The sequence below is a fragment of the Peptoniphilus sp. SGI.035 genome (assembly GCF_050315115.1).
GTDB lineage: Bacteria > Bacillota > Clostridia > Tissierellales > Peptoniphilaceae > Peptoniphilus_A.
Window position 1 is genome coordinate 1 of the sequence record NZ_JBNPOJ010000018.1, and the last position, 15,190, is coordinate 15,190.

Genomic DNA, 15,190 nt, shown 5'->3' on the forward strand with positions numbered 1-15,190 from the left:
ATGGAGTATTTATAGTTTGCATTATATGTTGCTTCGCTTACTGCTCCCGATGTCGGAACTTTTGGTGTCCATGGGTTTTGTAAATCTTGAGTATATTCTTTTTGATCTTTTGTACCTTGTACTGTTAATGCTTTTATAGCGTTTGTTAATGATTCATTGTCATATTGAAGGCCTTTTTTAACATCTATATATAATTTATCTTTGCCTTGGTAAGGACTTTCATTTGTGAAAGTACCTTCTACACCATCGGCTTTATTTTCATTAGCATCAAAAGTAAGTCTTACATATCCTTCAGGTGTAGGTACAGGTGTTCCGCTGTCAGCTTGTGTTGGATCTACTGGAGGTACTAAAACATCAGCTTGATATGCAAGTTTTATTGTTCCTTGTTCTTTTGCATTAGGTGCGGAAATGTCAAGTTTATAATCCTTACCATCTATTGTTACCTTTTCTCCAGTTGTCTTTCCATCAACTTTAAATGTTAGACCATTTGCTAGTTTATTTGCCTCAACTTCATCAAAATCTTCAGATTCCCTAAAGTTTAATGTTTCACTTTTATTTGTAAGTTTAATATCTTGAATGTCTGGAAGTTCATCTATTGTAACATTAGGCATAGTATCTGAGTCTTGTGGCATACCTTCATTTAATGGATTTCCATAGGGATCTACATACTTTACTTCTGCAATTGTATTAGGTAGTTGCATAACTCTAAAGCTAAATTTAATACCTGCTCCATCTTGCGTACTTGTAGGTCTTGATGCTACTGCCATGATTTTAACATTGTTATTAAAATCAACTACTATTGATGCACTACCTGTCATTGAACCGTCTTTAGGCCATCCTACATTATAAGTAGTAGTTCCATCTTCAGTTAATGTTGCAAAATTTTCTTTTACATGTGTCTTTCCATCATTTGTATTCCATCTTGCAGTAATTTTAAAAGATTTGTCAGGGAATACTGACCAGTCAAAAGCTTGATTGTCTAAGCCCACTGTTGTTAGCTCAATTGTCGTGTCATCAGATTCACTTTGAGGTGCTCTCATAGGTTGTGGCATTGACCTAAAAGCAGTTGATCCAGAAGATTGTGCTTCATTAGTGCTTCTCTTACTTCGCCTAGAATTTGCTTTTTCCTTTGTATTTATAATATTTGAATCAAATTCAAATACTTCTTGATTACCTTCAACTCTTCCTTTTAATTGTCCGTCAGTTTTTCCTTCAAGTGCACTGCTACCTAAAGCATATGCAGTATCCGCAAAAATTGAAAACATCATTAGAAAGACTAACAAAAATGAAAGTAATCTTTTGCTGTTTTTCATATATTTACCTCCTGTAGGGAGGAGAAAATCCTCCCCATGTAATTAATATTTGTCTTACTCAATATCTAATAGTAAAGGGTTTGTAGTATATAGTTTTCCGTCTTTTTCAACTGAACCAAATACTTTTACAATGTCTCCACTTTGAAGTTTGTAATTGTTGTCAAATGTTAATTTAACAGAATCGCTTGTATTTGCAATAGTTGCTCTTCCTGTAGCTTTTTCTTGTCCGTCGCTTCCTGTTACTGTCAATACTACATTAATATCTTCCATATTTCCAAATACTCTTACGAATTTTCTTCCTGCTCTTGCACCTAGTATCTCAACTTGACATACATAAGTTGGCGTATAAGCTACTTCTTTAACAGATTTATTGCCAAATTGGTCTTCTGCAATTATCCACATAGTTGGAGGAGTATTGCCATTTTCAACAGCAGTTCTTACAACTTCATTGATATAGTCAGCGACTATATTTTGTTCTACTTTAATTTCAAACTCATGAGTTTCATTGCCTTCTGTTCCTTGATCACCTGCAGTTCCAATTTCAACAGTAATCTTTCTATCAAGTGTAATTTCATCAAGAGTTCCAGTTAAGTCAATAAATCTTCTGAATTCTTCATCTTTAGCTGTAAAGTTTGTTTCAGGTCCTTTTGTGTCAAGTTTAACATATTTTTTGTTTTCTTGACCTTCTTCAGGAGTGTATGGCACGTTTCCAACTAATGTCGAATCTGCCGGAATTTGTCCCGGTTGGATAGTAGTTATACGGATTATATCTCCATTATTTACGCCATCAAGAGTAATAACTTTTTCTGTGCCAATTTCATTATCTTCAGCTTGAACGTATTCTCCAACTTTAACCCAGCTATTACCATTAAATACTTCAGCTATATACTGTGTTCCCTTAGTAGGCTTATTTAAAGTAGGATTTGGAACATAGAATTTAATTTGAGGTTTACCATCTGGAGCATTTTCAATTTGTCTCATGGTATCTACAGGTGTTGAAGTTTTTTGTTCTTCAATTACTATTCTACCTGTAGGTCCTTCAATTTCTTGTCCTGATTTTTCTACTATATAAGAAGCTACAATTTCTTTTCCTTCTTGTCCGCTTAAATCTACATCTCCTACTACTAATTTTCCGTCTTGAACTGATGCTGTTATACCATCTTTTGTATAAGTTCCATCAGGTTGTTTTTCTAGAACTACTTCACCTGTACCTGGAATATTGAGTTTTATCTTCTTTATATCTGCGTTTTGTTCAGATTCAGACCATTTTAATTCGAATTTAACGTCTGTATCTTTTACAGGGTTAAATACTGGTTTTGGAATATCTACAGGTGTTGAAGTGTTGTAGATAGTATATCCTGTTACTTCTTTTAATCCTTCAACTTCATTAGTGATAGACTTCCTTGAAGTTGCTGAAGTATAGGCATCTACACCGATGTTGTAAGATTGATCCTTTGCAAGTTTATCTCCATAAGGATTTCCAGCATCTTTGTGAATATTTAATGGTGCATTTGCATCACGTAAAGCTGTACCATCAGCTTGGTCTACTCTTACATAGGTTTTGATCCCTAAAGCTCCCCAGTTGTCCTTTGTAAAATTGTTGTATGCATCTTCATCTGTTACTATAGCTGAAACATAAGATCTTCTCTTACCTACTTCATCAAAGCCAGGTACTTTCCATTTTAATTCGTTAGGTCCGTTTACAGTCCATTGCTTTACTTGTCCCTTTAGAGGATAGTAGTTTGCATCAGCATGAACTGTTGGAGTTCCATAGTCAGTAACTGCTGTTCTGTAAAGAAGCCCTACTTTTACATCGTGTTTTTTAGCTTGGTCTACATTGTCAACATATTCTCCAACTACTACTGGATCCTTTGTTATATCCTGTTTTGGATCAATATTCTTAAATGAATGAACAACTTCAACATCAAAGAATGGTCTATAATTTGCATATAGATGAATGTCATTACCCTCTTCAATCATTGCTTTAAGATTTGCAAAGTTTTGATCGCTTCCTTCGAAGGAAACTGAGAAACCATTAGGTATTGATCTTTCACTCTTAAATTTACTTTGTTTAATAATAGAATATGCTTCTGTTCTCTTTAAAATGCTTACTGTTTTACCATTATCTTTTGCGATTCCTTGTTCCATTTCACCTATTCTTTCATTGTTGTTTCCAGCACGAAGAACTGATGTCGCAGGATCATTTGTAAATCTATCCGCAGTCCATCCTATGAAAGAATAATTAGGCATATTAAAAGTCTTCATAGAATCTTCAAAGTCGCCTTCTAATTTTCCATTTGTATTTGCATATGGTACTTTTGGAATTTGTTTAGCTACATATTCGCCCTTTTTACTCATTAAAGTTGGAGAAGTTGTAGCATCAATAAGCTTATTTGTAGCATCAATATCTGCTACTGTAATTGGAATTCTAACAATTGTTTCATTTTTAGGGTCAGCTGTGTTGTTTGAGTGTAGAATAATATTTATTCCCTCTCCATATACTGCATATACTGTTCTTTCCTTATCTATTGGAGATTTTTCGTCAAAGATATAGTTTTCACCAGCATCTACATTATTCCACTCATTAAGATCTCTAATTGTCTTATCTAGCTCTCTAAATTGTTCAGCTGCTGTCTTTCCACCAGGTATATCAGTAAGTTTTTTAGTTGTCCAACCTAGAATTCTCTTTCCTTGTGGAACATTAATATCTTCCTTAGTTGGCATTTGTCTTAATTTTAAATCATCACCTTCAAGTTTTTCTCCTCGGTGATCATCAAATTTTACATTGTCTCCTGTAAATCCACTTGGAACATAAGCCGGATTTTCTTCTCCAGTAGAAGGATCATATTTATAATTTATATTTAGTGGTGCAATCTTTTCAATTGTGTCAAAACCGCCAACTTTAGATTCTTGTCCATTTAAATCAAATGTAACCTTTGCTTGAACTTGTTCAATTACATCTTCTCCTTCAATAGATCCTGATAATATATATCTATTGTTGATAGAAATTGGCATATCTTTTTCAAGCTTCTCAGGCAATTTGAATTCTTCATATTGTTTTAACTGTTCCGCTCCTGCAATATTTGGGTTTGATGTCATAAATTTATAACCAGTATATTTTACATTTTCACCATTTTCAACAAATATAACTTCCTCTCCGACATTTGAAGCCGATATTGTTTGTTTTAGCAATTTATTTTCATTGTCAAAAACTGTAGGAATCCTAAATGCCATTTCTGCACGGTCATAGTATGAATATCCAATAATTTCTTTTGAATCTGTGAAAACTTCTTCTACACGTGGTCTAATTATTGTTTGAACAAGTGCCCCGCCCGTTAATGTAGGTGACCAATCTAATACTCTTGGTTTGTGTTCAAGAACTGGGTTTGTAAACTCTATACTGCGATTATTAATAGCCATTGTCAATGTTTGTGATGATAATGGTTTATTGAGTTCTCCATTATATACTCCACGCAAGCTAATTGTTTCTCCCTTTGGAATTTTTATATCTACTGGTACTGTCCAAATAAATTCCTTGAAGGCTTTAGAGCCTGTCGCTGCTCCTTGTACCTCAATATTTTCTCTAAAATTAATTGAATATTGATCTTTTCCAATTGTAATTTCTTTGTAAGGATCATAGTATGTTAATGCTACCTTATATCCTTGATTGTCGTTAAATTTAAGGTTAACCTCTTGCCCTGCACTTAGATAAATATCTTCATCAGCTTGAGTAGTCCAGCAAGTCGTTCCATAACTATCTTGGTTTACAATTGCAGAATAAAATGCATAAGATTTTAAACCATTCTCTTTAATGATCTTATTTAAAGCATCTGTTTTTACATAATATCTAACACGAGTAGATAAACCGGAATTAGGTGATAGAGTACTATTTAAAACTGTATCTGAAAAATTCTGAGAAATAATCTTAGTATTTATTCCGAATTCATAATCCCAATCTGATTTCCATTCTTTAGCTCCAATTTGAAGGAAAGCTAAATCACCTTTTACAGTAAAATCATTTTTTGATAAAAATATATTAAGACTCGGATCAGTACCATTATTGTTTCCATAAGGTTTATCAGTATTATCAAGGATAGTAACTTCTGCAACCATACCGTTAGCTCTTGTATCATCTAAGATATTTAAAAATGATGCTTCTACAGATTGTCTAAATCCAAGAGGATTTTCTTGATCTCTAAGACCACCATAAGAAGAATTCGTAATCGCTTTTGACTGCTTGTATATAACATCAATAATGCCCGCATCCAAGTCATAAGTTACATATGATGTTGCAGCATCAAAGGGAGTAGTATTATTAACAAAAAAGTCGTTTAATTCTTTTTTGTAATCTGTACCTGCTACCGGAATAACAGTAGTAAAGGTATATGCGTTATAAGAAGCTATTGGGTTTTTATCTGATGCTCTTGCATACACTTGTTCAAACTTATCATCCATAAGTCTTGCTTGTATAAGGATTTGAGTTTTAAAATCTTTTATAGACTTTCCTTCATTTAATACAAAATCCATAGGAATTTCTGTTTTATATGCCACGGCATTATTTCCGGCATTATTTAAGTTTTGATAATATATTCCTTCAGCACCAAATACAGATTCTGAATTTGCCAATTGACTAAAGGGTTGTATTTCTTGGTTACTTCTGTAATAGTCGTGTCTAGCTCCAGTGTTAAGTCCTTTATACATACCTGTTTTTAGCGTAGTTCCTGAATCTGTCTTGGAATACTTCCAATCAACAGCATCAACAAACTCCTTTGGGAATTTTAAAACTAAATTCTTCCAAACGCTACTTACTGAAGTTTGCTTTAAATTATAGGATAGTCTTATAACCTCTCTTCCGTCTGAGTTGGTATAGGTTCCTACATAACTAATTGACGGAGTTCTCTTAGGCTCTATTTCAGATACTCGTACTAATTTGTTGTTTTTAGATAAAGGCCATGATTCTTTTGAAGTGGCTGTTTTATTAACAGTCTCGATATTCCAATCAGCCTTTTTTACTTCTGCAAAGATGTTCATTGGCATTATTCCTATTAGCATTAGTAATGCTAGGAATAGGGATAAATATCTTTTTGTCATTTGTTTTTTATCCATTTTTTTCTCCTTTCTATTTTTTTGGATTTAAAACTTAATTTTCTCTTATCGCCTCCCATTGTCCAGAACACTATCAACTATGTTAGTTTCAATTCTACTTTTTGCATAGTTTAGGACTGCATTATTATGTATAATATTATATAAAATTAAAATGCATCATTCAAGTGTAAATTTTTTAATTTTTCTTAATATTTCAACATTTTCTCCTAGTTCACCCCCCCCCCCCCCGGAAATTTTGCACTTTTTATGTACAATCCTTTCACGCATGTTTGTTTGATATTCTATGAATTATTATATATAGTTGACTTAAATGCTAATCTTTTCATATTGTGATTTTTTGTTCTATGAGTTTTTTTGAATACTTGTGTTTTTGTAGAGTTTTTCTCATTTTTACTTTTCTCTAGTGTCAGGTTTAATTTTATTTTTCCCTTTATTTTATTTGCTTTTCTTTAAATAAAATTTATAGAAAACTTATTTTTTCCAATAAAAAAGACGACTATTGCCGTCTTTTTAATCTTATATTTTATTTTTCATCTATTATATCTAGTGCTATCTCTATATTTTTCTTTGACTCTCTACGCATTTTTTCAGTGTTTTCTATTATTTTTTCTCGCCTTTCTTCTAAGTTGTCCAAGGCACGCAGTGTTTTTTTGAATAATTCTTCTGATGTGAAGTTTTCTACATCTACATATTCGCCAATTCCAAGTTCCTTTACCATGGCTTCGACTTTTGGGTCATAGATTATTCCCACCATGGGAAGATTTACGCTTGCTGCGTAAATTAAGGAGTGAAGCCTCATTGCTTCGAGGAGTTTTAGTCTTTTAAATATTCCCATGAGTTCTCCTGCTGAATAGGTGTTTTCTATTAGCATGACTTTGTTTTTATTTACACATTTTTCTGCAACTTCTCGAGAATAGACATTGTCCCTTGGTGTGTGGAAGGGAACTAGTAATATATCGTAGCCACTTTCTATTAAGATATCTATGGTTTTTGCAAATTTTTCTTTTATTGATTCGTCTTTTTTGTGATCTCTTATGCAAAATCCTATTGTGTTATCTGTTATTTTTATGTCTTCAGCTTTTAGTATTTCGTCAACTCTTTCTTCATCTGCTGCTTTTAGGGTGAAGACTGGATCTGCTGTAACTTCTACATTTTTATTTGTTACTCCTAGTTCTTTTACAAATTCATAGGATAATTTATCTCGCAATGTGATGTAGTCTACTTTGTTTAATACTTTTTTTGTCAGTATTCTATTTAATTTCTTGTCAATTGGTCCAATTCCATTGGCATATACGTAAACTTTTTTTCTAAAAATTTTTGCTATTATTATCACCGATAAATAATAGATAATGCTCCTCGTCGATGTTATATCCTGAAGTAGTGATCCTCCTCCCGACAATAAAAGGTCTGCATCTTTTATTGCTGAGAATAGTTCGGGTAATGAAAATCGATTTACTGCATCTATGCCGTAAACTTTTTTTGTCTTCTCAGGATTTTTTGAGAGTGCTGTCATTTTTATTTCTTTATTTAATTTTTTAAAATCTTCAACCATGGCTTTTAATATTGCATCGTCGCCAGAGTTGTCAAATCCAAAGTATCCTGATACTAGAATTTTTTTCATACCACTCATTTTATCACTCTGTTATAGCTTCTCTTTCTATTTTATTTTCTTCTATTGTTTCTGTGCTTTTTTCTGTAAATTCTTTTTCTTTTTCTCTTTCTATTTTTTCTATTTTTATTGCTGTAAATATTATGCCAAGGACAATCCAGAAGGTAAATATTATTCTTGGAATGTATAAAAAGTGTTCTACAAGTCCATGTCCCATTATGCCTATGATGCTGGCGAAGAGTCCTGCTCCAAGGTATTTAAAGTATTTGTCTTCTGATTTCACTAGATTTACATAATCGTATTTTAGTGTTGATAATAATAGTAACATGAAAAAGATAAATCCAACTATTCCTATTTCTGCTGCTACTTCGAGATAGGTGTTGTGTGCGTGGTATATGGGCATAGTCCTAATATATTTTTCAAAAGTTTCTTTAAAGGGCATATATCCAAATCCAACGCCTGCCACTAAATTATCTCGTATTACATCTTTTGTAATATGCCAAATTTTTATTCTATATAGATTTGATGTGTCTACTGTTGAGCCAATGGAAGTGATTCTATCCACGACTTTTTGGGGAAGCACTGCAAGTCCACCTAAAATTATTGGAACTCCTAATAGCAATAGTCTTTTATCTACTAATAGTATAAAGGCAAGTGCTGCCAGTGCAATTCCTACCCAGCCACCTCTTGATAATGTCATTACAATACAAATAAGAAGTATTCCCGTTGATGCGGCGAAAAGGAATTTTTTCCTCATGCTCTTTGTGTACCAAGTTATCCCCACTGCAATTGGCGTAATTAGCACTAGGTATTCTGCCAAAATATTTGGATTGAAAAATACTGAGTAAACTCTTACTGCAATGTCTGTGTTATTTTCTGTATCTAACCACTCTGGTCTCATTTCCACGCCTGTGAAATATTGCATTACTCCAAGTAGTGCAACTACAAGTGCTGACAAAAGTAGTGTGGATATAAAGGCATTGAGTTCGCCCTTTGTCTTTATGGAATTTGTCATTGCAAATAAAAAGGAAATTCCTGCTGCGTTTAATGCTAGGTCACGAATTGAACCTGATGGGTCTATTGATGTAATTGTTGAAAAAACTATTATAAAGGCAAAAATTGCAATGGGTACAGTTCTTGCTCCTACTGTAAATTTTTCTTTATAAAGTATTGTTCTAAGTAAGACAAAAAATCCCATGGATAATAGCATTATTAGTCCCAAGGCATCTGGTACAAAGGGATATAAAAATGCTGATGCAAAAAGTCCAATTTTTATGTCGTATATTACAAGTAAAAGACCGCTTATGCCTAGAAAGGCTGCCAAGAAAAATTTTATTCCTAGAAAATAATATATTATTGTCAAGAAAAGTGCTGATAATAATATAAAATTAATTTTTTTTGCTTTTACCACCAGTTTTCACCGCCTTCATCTAGTTTAAAAAAGCTTGTGAAAAATTCTATGCACTTTGAGCCCCTAATTATTTCCATATATTTTCCCTTTAGCAGTGAAAGGATTAATCCCAAAACTATAAATGCAATTGGTATAATTAACTTTGCCTTAATTATTAATGAAATAATTAGTGTAAAAATACCTGTATAAAACATAATGTTTGAGATAATGCCTGCAATTTGGTCAAAATCATCAAGGGATGTCATGAGAGAGCCGATAAAAAAGGAATTTTTTTTCATTGGGACAAAAATATTTCCCAGTAGGTTCATAAATTTTTCTATTAAGTTAAATAATCCTCTATAAATTTTGTAAATAAAGGTATGTTCAAATAAAACTTTATCGCCAGCAAGGACATTTTTTGTCTTTGAATTTGCAAAAGTTTTTGCTATTGGTTTTGTTATAAAATCGTGAACTCTTTTTGTTAGTGAATTTTCGTAATATTCGCCAAAGGATGTGTAAATTTTATTTAGAAACCTTATAGTTAATGAATTGATAATAATCACCTAGTTCTTTACTTCTATGCCGAGAATTGTCATAAATGTTGTAATGTTTTTATTTTTTATTCTCATTTCTGCACCTATTCTTATTTGTTCAGTGCCAACTTGATAAAAATCTTCTGTTTCCTTTACATCTGCATCAATTGTCATAATAACTCTATATTTTCCAGGGACTTCTGCATTGTAAAATTTGCCTTGATATTCAGTTTTGTCCTTATAGGGTTCAACTTCTACTGCAACAATTTTGCCAAGGTATGTTCCCTTGTCGTAATCGAAGATTTTATCTCCTGCTTTTATGTTATTTGCTGTGGCATCTCTTACGTCCTTTACTTCAGCTGTTATAATGCCTTTTTTTGTAGTTGCTTCGCCAACTGCTGCTTTTGTTCCAAATCTCTTTACTCCCACTGCAACAATTGCAAGGATTAAAATTATTACTAATAGGTCGACTATATTGATTAGTCCAAAGAGTCTGCCTTTTTTGTCAATTATTTTCATTGTTTTCTCCTTTTAATATTTCATCGTAAATTTCCTTTTGTCTTTCGCCCATTGATTTGTGAGAATATTTTTCTATTACTTCTCTTTTTATATTTTCGCCAAGTTCTTTTAGTTTATCTCTATTGTCGTAAAGGTCTAAAATATATCTTGCAAGGGACTTAAAGTTTCCTATTGGGAATAGATATCCTGTTTGGTCGTCTTTTATTATTTCAGGGATACCTCCAGTTTTTGTAGAAATTGTAGGCACGCTTAACATTGCCGCTTCTAAAATCACATAGGGAAAGGACTCGGAAATGCTAGTTAGCACATTTACATCTATGGAGTTGAAGAAGGAATATTTGTCCTTTATAAATCCAAGGAAGTAAATATTTTTGTCGATTTCAAAGGTTTTTGCCATGTCCTGCAATTTTTTCTTTTCGTCGCCCTCTCCCGCTATAAGAAAAATTATATCTGGGTTTACTTCTAGGGTTTCTTTGCAAGCTTTTATAAAAGTTTCGTGATCCTTAACTTTATCTAATCTAGCTGCTATGCCAACTAAAAACTCGCCATTGTAAATTACCTTGTGTCTTTCTAAGAAAACAGTTTTTGGGATGTACTCAATTTTTTCATCTGTGTCAATTCCGTTGTAGAGTACGTGTATTTTGTCTTTGTCAAAACCTCTGTCTTCTAGCATCTTTTTAAAATTATCACTTACGCAAATGTAGTGATCAAATTTTTTAAGTGCCAATTTGTTTAATGTTGTGTAGATTAAATTTTTGTAAAATGAGTCCTTGAAGTCAAGCATATAATCTGAATGGATTGTAGTAACCATGGGGACTTGTATTTTCTTTTTTAAAAACATACAAATAAAATTAGCTCTTGCACCATGTGCATGGACTAAGTCGTATTTGCCATTATTTATTTCGTCACTTAATTTAGAAACGACGGAAAGGTCTGATCTTTTTTCCTGCGGATATACTTCTATTTCTATGCCGCGTTTTTTTGCTTCGTCATAAAAGGTATCTTTAATGAAGCAAATTATTTTTGTTTCAACTTTTCCATTTAGGCCCTTCATTAGTGTAAAGATATGTGTCTTTGCACCGCCTGTGTCGCCGCCACTAATTAAATGGAGAACTTTTGTCATAACTCTCCTCCTTATCTTTCTTATTATACAATAAATTCTAAATAATTTTAACAGTTTTATATGACAAGATAATTTGAATGTCTTTTGCTTTTTATCTTCGTGTATTTATGCCTAATTTTATTTTATTTTTATAGTCTTTGAAATTTTTATAAAAAAAAGTCTTGCTTTTTTATTTTAAAAGTGATTTAATAAGAAAGATAAAAAAATAGAAAATCAGTCCAAGGACTGAGTAAAATCATGTCCTTGTGCATGATTTTTTTTTGAGCAAATTTAATTACCTTAAATTTTTTTTGCCCATTTTTAAGAATGTTTGATCTTTTATTTGGAAAAGGAGAAAAAAATGCCAAGAGATAATTCGATTAAAAAGACGCTAGTAATAGGATCTGGCCCCATTGTAATAGGGCAAGCTGCTGAGTTTGACTACTCAGGTACTCAAGCTTGTGAAACTTTGAAAAAAAATGGTATTGAAACTATTCTTGTAAACTCAAACCCTGCTACTATTATGACTGACAAGGGTATTGCCGATAAAATTTACATCGAACCAATAACTATTTCTTTTATAGAAAAAATTATTGAAAGGGAAAGACCTGACTCTCTTATTGCTGGTATGGGTGGACAAACTGGTCTTAACATGACACTAGAACTCGACAAGCGTGGAATTTTAGATAAGTATGGAATAAAAATTATAGGAACTGACATCGAAGCTATTAAAAAGGGCGAAGACAGAGATATTTTTAGAAAAACTATGGAAGAAATTGGCGAACCAATTATCCAATCTGAAATTACGAATACACTTGAAGAAGGAAAAATCCTCGCAAAGAAAATCGGCTATCCTTTAGTAATTAGACCTGCCTTCACCTTAGGTGGAACTGGCGGTGGTTTTGCCTATAATGAAGAGGAACTTGAGGAAGTTTTATCTCACGGCTTGAGCCTTAGCCCAGTAAAGGAATGTCTTCTTGAAAAGTCCATTCGTGGTTGGATGGAAATTGAGTTTGAAGTTATTAGAGATTCTGCTGGCGAAAAGGTTATTGTATGCGACATGGAAAATGTGGATCCCGTTGGCGTTCATACAGGCGACTCTATTGTAGTTGCTCCTTGCCAAAGTCTTGATAAAGATGTTCTTCAAAAATTAAAAAATGCTGCGCTAAACATTGTTGAAAATGTAAATGTAATCGGTGCTTGTAATGTTCAGCTTGCACTTAATCCAGAAACTTTGGACTATGCAGTAATTGAAATCAACCCAAGAGTTTCTCGTTCCTCTGCCCTTGCGTCAAAGGCAACTGGATATCCAATTGCAAGAATTGCAACAAAACTTGCCCTTGGATTAAACTTAAATGAAATCAAAAATGAAACTACTGGCGAAACTATTGAAAATTATGAACCTAATTGTAATTATGTAGTTGTTAAAATTCCTAAATGGCCTTTCGACAAATTCAAGTTTGCAAATAGAAAACTTGGAACAAAGATGATGGCAACTGGCGAAGTTATGTCAATTGGTTCTTCCTTTGAAGAAGCTCTATTAAAGGGTATTAGATCTCTTGAAATTTCAAAATTCTCCCTTGAGTCTAAGTTCTCTGAAGAAAGAACTACTGAAGAACTTAAAAAGAGAATTAAATTCCCTGATGACGAAAGACTTTTTGATGTTGCAGAAATTATTAGACGTGGACTTTCTCTTGAACTTATCCACGACATTACGGGCATTGACCTTTACTTCTTGAAAAAAATCGAAAATATAGTTCGTGAAGAAGAAAATCTAAAAAAATTAAGCATGGATACAATTAATCCTGAGGAACTTTTAAAACTTAAAAAATTAGGTTTTTCTGACAAAACTATTGCAAAGGCTCTTGGCGTAGAAATGGAAGATGTAATTGAACTTCGTGAAAAAAATAAAATCCTTCCAAATTATAGAAGAGTTGACACTTCTCCTTTTAGAAAAAATGGCGCCTACTATTATTCAACTTATGAAAAGACAGACGAAAACATTGTGTCTGATAATAAAAAAATAATCGTAATTGGTTCTGGTCCAATTAGAATTGGTCAAGGAATTGAATTTGACTATTGTAGCGTTCACGCAATCAAGGCATTGATAAAAATGGGCATAGAAACAATTACTATTAACAACAATCCAGAAACTGTTTCTACTGACTTTGACACATCTGATAAACTTTACTTCGAACCACTTACTGAGGAAGAGGTTAAAAGCATTATTGAAATAGAAAAACCTCTTGGCGTAATCCTTGCCTTTGGTGGTCAAACTGCAATTAAGCTTGCAAAATACCTTCACTCACAAAAAATTAACATCTTGGGAACAGACTTCTGTGATATTGACAGAGCTGAAGACAGAGAAAAGTTTGATGAAATGCTTGAAGATTTGAAAATCAATAGACCTAAGGGACGTGGTGTATTCACTGTTAAAGAAGGACTTGAAGCAGCTTGTGAACTTGGCTATCCACTGCTTGTTAGACCATCCTATGTGCTTGGCGGTCAAGGAATGCAAATAACTTATGACGAAGAAAGTTTAAAAACTTATTTGCAAAGTGCTTTTGAAAGAGATTCAGAAAACCCAGTTTTAATTGATAAATATTTAGTAGGTCGTGAAATTGAAGTTGATGCAATTTCTGATGGCAAGGATGTCCTAATCCCTGGAATAATGGAACACCTTGAAAGGGCAGGAGTTCACTCTGGCGACTCAATTACAATTTATCCAAGCATTAACATTTCAGATGAAATCAAAGAAAAAATATTAGATTACACAAAGAAAATTGCAAAGGCACTTCATGTAAAGGGCATGATAAATATACAATTTATCGAATACAAAAATGATTTATACATCATCGAAGTAAACCCTCGTGCATCAAGAACTGTGCCATATATTTCAAAGGTTTCTGGCGTTCCAATAATTGACCTAGCTACAAAAACTATGCTTGGCGAAAAATTATCTGACCTTGGCTACGGAGTAGATATTTATAAAGAGCCAAAACTAATGGCAGTTAAAGTTCCAGTATTCTCTATGTCAAAACTTAACAGAGTTGAAATTTCCCTTGGACCTGAAATGAAATCCACTGGCGAAGTTCTTGGAATTGGTAAAAACATTGACGAAGCACTTTTCAAAGGATTCTTGGCATCAGGTTCAGCCATTGAAGATAAAGCTTCAACAGTTCTTGCAACAGTAAACGACAACGACAAGGCTGAATTTATTGAAATTGCAAAATCTATGAAGGATTTAGGTTACAATTTTATCGCAACTAAGGGTACTTGTGAACTTCTTAAAAAAGAAGGCATTGACGCAAGAGAAATTGGAAAAATCAATGACCCAAGACCAAATATCCTAGATGTAATAAGAAAGGGAGAAATCGACATTGTAGTTAACACTCCAACTAGAGGTGGCGACTCAACAAGAGATGGTTTCAAAATTAGAAGAATGGCGACAGAATATGGCATCGACATAGTTACAAGCCTTGACACATTGGCAGCTAGAGTAGCTGTAAAAAATAAAAAATTCCACGAAGAAAACATGGATATCTACGAAATATCAGAATTTTAATTAGATTTACTTTATCTTTAAATATGATTTAAGATTTTGATTTTGAATTGTTA

Annotated in this window: 8 protein-coding genes; 1 reads left to right on the forward strand and 7 read right to left on the reverse strand. The window is 33.0% G+C overall.

The features are described 5' to 3' along the window. From ACQRC6_RS07870 to ACQRC6_RS07900, 7 genes are all read right to left on the reverse strand, one after another. On the reverse strand, positions 1 to 1,313 hold a 1,313-nt coding region (locus ACQRC6_RS07870), incomplete at its 3' end, for a hypothetical protein (RefSeq protein ID WP_427848457.1). 54 nt (positions 1,314 to 1,367) lie between these two features. After that, complete coding sequence (locus tag ACQRC6_RS07875; RefSeq protein ID WP_427848458.1) at positions 1,368 to 6,419, reverse strand: hypothetical protein; 5,052 nt, start codon at positions 6,417 to 6,419, stop codon at positions 1,368 to 1,370. A 523-nt stretch (positions 6,420 to 6,942) separates the two neighbouring features. Continuing rightward, positions 6,943 to 8,040 (reverse strand): polysaccharide pyruvyl transferase CsaB, encoded by a 1,098-nt coding sequence (csaB, locus tag ACQRC6_RS07880; RefSeq protein WP_075660362.1) that lies wholly within the window; start codon positions 8,038 to 8,040, stop codon positions 6,943 to 6,945. 13 nt (positions 8,041 to 8,053) lie between these two features. Beyond that, entirely contained in the window at positions 8,054 to 9,439 is a 1,386-nt protein-coding gene (locus tag ACQRC6_RS07885; RefSeq protein WP_427848459.1) for an O-antigen ligase family protein, read from the reverse strand. Further along, positions 9,433 to 9,981: a hypothetical protein gene (locus ACQRC6_RS07890; protein ID WP_427848460.1), complete on the reverse strand. Its 549-nt coding sequence runs from the start codon at positions 9,979 to 9,981 to the stop codon at positions 9,433 to 9,435. The genes ACQRC6_RS07885 and ACQRC6_RS07890 overlap by 7 nt, the downstream gene beginning before the upstream one ends. Further along, positions 9,982 to 10,470 carry a DUF4330 domain-containing protein gene (locus tag ACQRC6_RS07895; RefSeq protein WP_427848461.1) on the reverse strand — a complete coding sequence of 163 codons (489 nt, stop codon included), beginning with the start codon at positions 10,468 to 10,470 and terminating at the stop codon, positions 9,982 to 9,984. Beyond that, positions 10,457 to 11,593: a glycosyltransferase family 4 protein gene (locus ACQRC6_RS07900; protein ID WP_427848462.1), complete on the reverse strand. Its 1,137-nt coding sequence runs from the start codon at positions 11,591 to 11,593 to the stop codon at positions 10,457 to 10,459. Before ACQRC6_RS07900 ends, ACQRC6_RS07895 begins: the two co-directional genes overlap by 14 nt. Before the next feature lie 340 nt (positions 11,594 to 11,933). Between ACQRC6_RS07900 and carB the strand changes: the two genes are divergently transcribed. After that, positions 11,934 to 15,137 carry a carbamoyl-phosphate synthase large subunit gene (gene carB / locus ACQRC6_RS07905; RefSeq protein WP_427848463.1) on the forward strand — a complete coding sequence of 1,068 codons (3,204 nt, stop codon included), beginning with the start codon at positions 11,934 to 11,936 and terminating at the stop codon, positions 15,135 to 15,137. Positions 15,138 to 15,190: the final 53 nt, after the last annotated feature.

What these genes read in the sequence shown, in the direction of transcription:
- ACQRC6_RS07895 (WP_427848461.1), bottom strand. Translation starts at nt 10,470, where the DNA reads ATGAAAATAATTGACAAAAAAGGCAGACTCTTTGGACTAATCAATATA.
- ACQRC6_RS07900 (WP_427848462.1), bottom strand. Translation starts at nt 11,593, where the DNA reads ATGACAAAAGTTCTCCATTTAATTAGTGGCGGCGACACAGGCGGTGCA.
- csaB (WP_075660362.1), bottom strand. Translation starts at nt 8,040, where the DNA reads ATGAAAAAAATTCTAGTATCAGGATACTTTGGATTTGACAACTCTGGC.
- carB (WP_427848463.1), top strand. Translation starts at nt 11,934, where the DNA reads ATGCCAAGAGATAATTCGATTAAAAAGACGCTAGTAATAGGATCTGGC.
- ACQRC6_RS07875 (WP_427848458.1), bottom strand. Translation starts at nt 6,419, where the DNA reads ATGGATAAAAAACAAATGACAAAAAGATATTTATCCCTATTCCTAGCA.